This window comes from Vibrio sp. 1641, assembly GCF_033339995.1.
GTDB lineage: Bacteria > Pseudomonadota > Gammaproteobacteria > Enterobacterales > Vibrionaceae > Vibrio > Vibrio alginolyticus.
Map to the genome: position 1 here is coordinate 1 of NZ_JAWOVP010000034.1, position 4447 is coordinate 4447.

The window sequence follows — 4447 nt, forward strand, 5'->3', positions numbered from 1 at the left end:
ACCTCTACGAGCGAACTGAACAATCATACTTTGCCATTATTTGCCCAAGCTGACGCTCGATTGCTGAAAGTTGGGCCAATACTTGAACCACATTCACGACATCATAATTCTGGGTATTCACTACTCTAGTAATCTGATTCAAGTTATTTCCAAGTCCAGATAACTGGCGCAATAATGCGGGGTCTACTTTAGGAACATTGGCTCTTTTAAGAGTCCGTTCCCCAAGACAAGTCTCTCTCATCCAAGGAGCTAATTCCGCACCATCACACCGATCTTTCAGAGCTTGAAGTTCAGCCTCAGTGACTCTGATCTTGATGGACTTTTCTCGTATTACTTTCTTCTTTTCAGTCATGGCAATTCTTTAGTTTGAGTGCTTTTAACTAGGGTTAAGGGAGCGTAGCGTCCCTTACAAGGCACAATGACAACGTAACGAAGTGGAGGGGTCTTTGTGTAGCCTTGCTTATGTGCTTAACAAAAGATAGAAAGTAAGATAAAGAAATGCAAATAAGGGAAATCATGAAGTATCAAACAATGACAGTAAGAGCAAAGAGGAGGCTAGCCAAGCTAGCGCAAACCACCCTTTCGGCTGCGCCGACCCCTACCCATTTCAACTCAAATTTATGAGTGATTTGGGTATCTTTTTGGTCGCTTTCAGATTGGGTAAGTCTCTTCCCTTTCGGGCTGCCCTGCGCTGTGAGTAAGGCTTTACGCCCCCATTCCAGTCTCACAACACTAATCAATTATTCCTTTTCCGCAGTTCTCCCTCTAGCAGCTACAAGAGAGCGGTTTTATCGTGCTTTCGCAAGTTTTGATTAGTGCCTTTACCTGCCACCTTTGGAACTTCCCTTGGTCGGTGGCTGATGCGCATCGCTCTGTCCAAAACATCTTGAGTCCAAACAGAGTGCAGGAATACTTGAAGTGCTTAAATGATATGGGCTATCATGAAAGGACTTACACAGGCCGTCAAACCAGTAAGTATTCCGATCAAAGCCGACCTTGCAGGGTCGGTTTTGTCACATCTGGGGATTGAGATTACAACCAAAGAGCTGGGATCTCAACGATCCTTTTCTAAGGTAATGAACGTCCTCAAGAAAAACGCCTCCCATTGGGAGGCGTTTTTCGTATCTGCCAGATGTAAAAAAGGTCGCCGGTTTGGGCAACCTTTTGCGTTCTATCGTTCAGTTCGCACAACGAGTGTTACGTTAAATTACTCATTACTTTCTTTTAAACCAAAGCAGTCCCACTCTATCAGCAATCGACTAAAATTATTTTTTGAAAGATATTTGGCATCTACACACTTACCATCATCATCGTACAGCACAAGGAAAAAAGAACTCGATTCTAGTGTACGACCTAACGAAAGCCATTGAGCAACAATTGTCTCGTAATGTTCTTGATATGATGCGATTTCAAAGCCTTTGTTATTCGATGTTTTAAAATAAATTTTTAGTTTCACGCTTTATCCCATTTATCTCATACACATCATATTTAAGACTAGGTTTGTGTGAGCAATTGAACGTTCTTAATAGACTTAGGCCAAAAAAAACCACTATATACGCAATTGAGTACTATTATAAAGTTACATGCATATCACCACTTTGTGAGTATTGTTTTATGGCTCTGTGTGAAATAAAAAAATACGACACTTTAGTAGATGCTCATACGATTAAACTTCTCGAAAATTTAACAATGGAAATTGGAAATGAAGAAGTTGCTCTACAAGTCACTATTTTGTCATTTGAAAAACTTTGGCATCAAATGGAAATGCATGGAGAGCCCAAAAACACATTTGAATGGCTTCAAATCGAAGCAAAGAAGCTCATAATTTAAAGCAACATAACGTTGTGGTGGTGATTATTATTCCTATTACGTTAAATAGCCGACTTAGCATCTCAAAACGCCAATCTGACGCTCTCAAAACGCTCCAGGAGCGTTTTTAAGCACTTATCCTTACCTACTTAGCCAGAAATCGGGCTGTAAGTTTGTGACGCTTTCAGAGCGATTTACAGGGCAAAAAGTTCGCTGTTCGATTGAAACAAAAAACGCCCTCTAAGGGCGTTTTTTCTATGTTTTCATCTTATCGATGGCATCTTTGGTGATCAGCTCGTTAGCTATCTCCAAGTTCTCTTTGTACTTCTTCTCTTTGTACTTCTCATATTCAAAGCGAGATAACGAACTTCTCGGATCGTACTCGTAATGCTGACAGAATTGCTCAAAAGTAACAGCTGCACTCATAGACACCTCTTAATCTTTAAACTGAAAACTTCGCATAAAGCTCTGGCTCTTTAGAGAGTAGAGTCAGGACTTTGCTTGCTAAACCTGTCGGATTTCTCCGTCCTTGCTCCCAACTTTTCACGGTATCAATACTCACATCCATCGCTTGTGCCAACTCTTTTTGGCTGACATCCAGTTGTGCTCGGATCGCTTTAACATCGGCAATCTCATAACGAGTGACATTCGCAGGAGTCTGCTCTCCTTTTGCAATCGCTTCGGCTTGCTTCATCGATGTATAAAGTTCATCAAAAATACTATTGCTCATTGTCATACTCTCTCTTAATCGACCTCGACACTTCTTTAAGGAGATTCTTCTCTTTCTGAGTTAAAGAGTCCTTTCTCCCTTTCTTGTACAGCAACACCAAATAGACAACATCAGGTTGGATCAGTAAGTAAATCGTTCGATAACCACCACTCTTACCTGTCGATTCTCCAGCAAGGCGAACTTTTCTTAGCCCTCCCGTTCCGACAATCAACGATCCCATTTCTGGGTTTTTGATGATGTCTGACTGCAACGCTCGAAACTCTTCATCCGTGAGCATCTCTTTTCGCTGAGATTCAAACAATGGCGTTTCAATAAACTCTAATGCGTAGCTAATAACCCGATCCTCTCCCAAAAGAATAGGAGTACATTGTACTCCTGGCAAGCGTATTTTCAAATGTATTAACGATTAAATCCGAAACCTCGACCTCTGCGATTTTGTCGTGCTAACGACTGCTCTTGCTGTATTGCTTTTCCAACGACTGGAGCTGCTGCGTCAAGTTGTTTACTTGCATGGTCAAGCTGCTCACACTGCTCTGTAAGCGTTGGTTCTCCTCGCTGCTCTGCTCGAATCTTTTCTCTAAATCCTTGTAGAGCTTCACGAACTCGCTGTGCTGCTCCTTGTGCTGCCTCTCTAAAACCTCGAAGGCGTGCAAAAGTTGTTTCTCTAGCTCGGTCATTTATTTCCTCTCCAACTTGATCAGCTCGTTCTTGCCATCGTTCATTGTCCACCCCTCCAGAATCGAGTAACCCTCTGGTATCACAATAAAACGTTCCCCTTTCTGGCTCTCGTACAGAGAAAGCCCCCAAGTCTTGTTCTGGAACTGCTCTAGGATCGCTTTTTGGCGGGCTATCTTTTTCTGATTGTCTAATATCGTCTGCCCTTGATACCAAGCGATCCCGTAACTGACGATCACCAAAAATAACAGGGTCACTGGCAACCAAATCCATGTTTTCATCACCAAGAGATTCAAACGTGATTGCTGCTCTTGGATGTCGTTTATGATTTTCTGCTCGCTTGATTTCAACGCATCTTGAATACGTTGTTCGTGCCTCTCGAAGTCTTTCTTTAGCGTTTGCTCGATAGCGTTGGCTTGCTTCTTCGATTGCGAATTGAAGTCCCTCGCCATATTCAAAATCTTGCTCATACAACAAACCTTTTAATCTTATGTTTCGTTTCCCACTTTCGGGATTCTTAATGCTGATGCTTTTAGCTGTCACTCTGGCAATCTCAAATCCTTTGCTTTCAAGCGCACCAATTACCCCTTTTCGACTACGGATTGCGCCTGATTGAGCAAGATTAAGTAGACCATCGGTAAGAAGTTGCTGAATCTCTTTTGCATCGGATGGAGTGTCTTTAGCACTCACCAAGCCTTGCTGATTAGCAGGGTCATCTGGGTCATGAAGCCCTAGTTCAAGATTCTTAATGGTGCGCCACGCATCGATACGAGGATTGTCTGCAAAGTGGTAGTAAGGTTGAAGTCGCTTGCCAGAATGAAGCTCAATATTTGGAATAACAAAATTCAGCTCTAACCGCCCTTTATCAAGATGCTCTACCCAAAGAATGGAGTATTGGTCTTTGTCTAAGCCTGGTAACAAAGCCTTTTCAAAATCAGCCATGAGGCGATCTTTAATCTCTTGTGATAAGTCCGTTTCAGCAAAACAGAGAAAGCCCGATGTGTACTTTTTGGCGTAAGGACTCGAATCAATGAGTGATTGAACTAAATCAGGATCGCCTTGATTGAGTGTCGCCCTCTCCCGATTTCTATCTTTCCCTAAGAGATAATCAACAGGGCCACTCCCAACGCCCTTACCTCTACGAGCGAACTGAACAATCATACTGAGATCTCATACTGTGCCATTATTTGCCCAAGCTGACGCTCGATTGCTGAAAGTTGGGCCAATACTTGA

At 42.5% G+C, this 4447-nt stretch carries 8 protein-coding genes; 1 reads left to right on the forward strand and 7 read right to left on the reverse strand.

What is annotated here, in order from left to right; genetic code table 11:
• Positions 1 to 4: 4 nt before the first annotated feature.
• On the reverse strand, positions 5 to 352 hold the full coding sequence (locus R7Z47_RS23890; protein ID WP_169629215.1) for a MobC family plasmid mobilization relaxosome protein: 348 nt from the start codon (positions 350 to 352) through the stop codon (positions 5 to 7).
• A gap of 855 nt (positions 353 to 1207) precedes the next feature.
• Entirely contained in the window at positions 1208 to 1456 is a 249-nt protein-coding gene (locus R7Z47_RS23895) for a hypothetical protein (protein ID WP_005398517.1), read from the reverse strand.
• Positions 1457 to 1614: 158 nt separating this feature from the next.
• Here R7Z47_RS23895 and R7Z47_RS23900 point away from each other — a divergent pair, with 158 nt between their 5' ends.
• Positions 1615 to 1830, forward strand: a complete 216-nt coding sequence (locus tag R7Z47_RS23900; RefSeq protein ID WP_169618667.1) for a hypothetical protein — start codon at positions 1615 to 1617, stop codon at positions 1828 to 1830.
• A gap of 234 nt (positions 1831 to 2064) precedes the next feature.
• Here the strand turns inward: R7Z47_RS23900 and R7Z47_RS23905 are convergent, their stop codons facing one another.
• The 5 genes from R7Z47_RS23905 to R7Z47_RS27180 form a co-directional block, all read right to left on the reverse strand.
• On the reverse strand, positions 2065 to 2235 hold the full coding sequence (locus R7Z47_RS23905) for a hypothetical protein (protein ID WP_158090427.1): 171 nt from the start codon (positions 2233 to 2235) through the stop codon (positions 2065 to 2067).
• 16 nt (positions 2236 to 2251) lie between these two features.
• Positions 2252 to 2539, reverse strand: coding sequence for a NadS family protein (nadS, locus tag R7Z47_RS23910; RefSeq protein WP_029946694.1), 288 nt, complete (start codon positions 2537 to 2539; stop codon positions 2252 to 2254).
• The gene (locus tag R7Z47_RS23915; protein ID WP_224723981.1) at positions 2529 to 2921 is read right to left on the reverse strand and encodes a type II toxin-antitoxin system RelE/ParE family toxin; all 393 of its coding nucleotides are present in this window, start codon (positions 2919 to 2921) and stop codon (positions 2529 to 2531) included. The genes nadS and R7Z47_RS23915 overlap by 11 nt, the downstream gene beginning before the upstream one ends.
• A 61-nt stretch (positions 2922 to 2982) precedes the next feature.
• The gene (locus tag R7Z47_RS27175; protein ID WP_169567099.1) at positions 2983 to 3216 is read right to left on the reverse strand and encodes an MbeD/MobD family mobilization/exclusion protein; all 234 of its coding nucleotides are present in this window, start codon (positions 3214 to 3216) and stop codon (positions 2983 to 2985) included.
• Positions 3217 to 3684: an MbeB family mobilization protein gene (locus R7Z47_RS27180; RefSeq protein ID WP_203506492.1), complete on the reverse strand. Its 468-nt coding sequence runs from the start codon at positions 3682 to 3684 to the stop codon at positions 3217 to 3219.
• Positions 3685 to 4447: the final 763 nt, after the last annotated feature.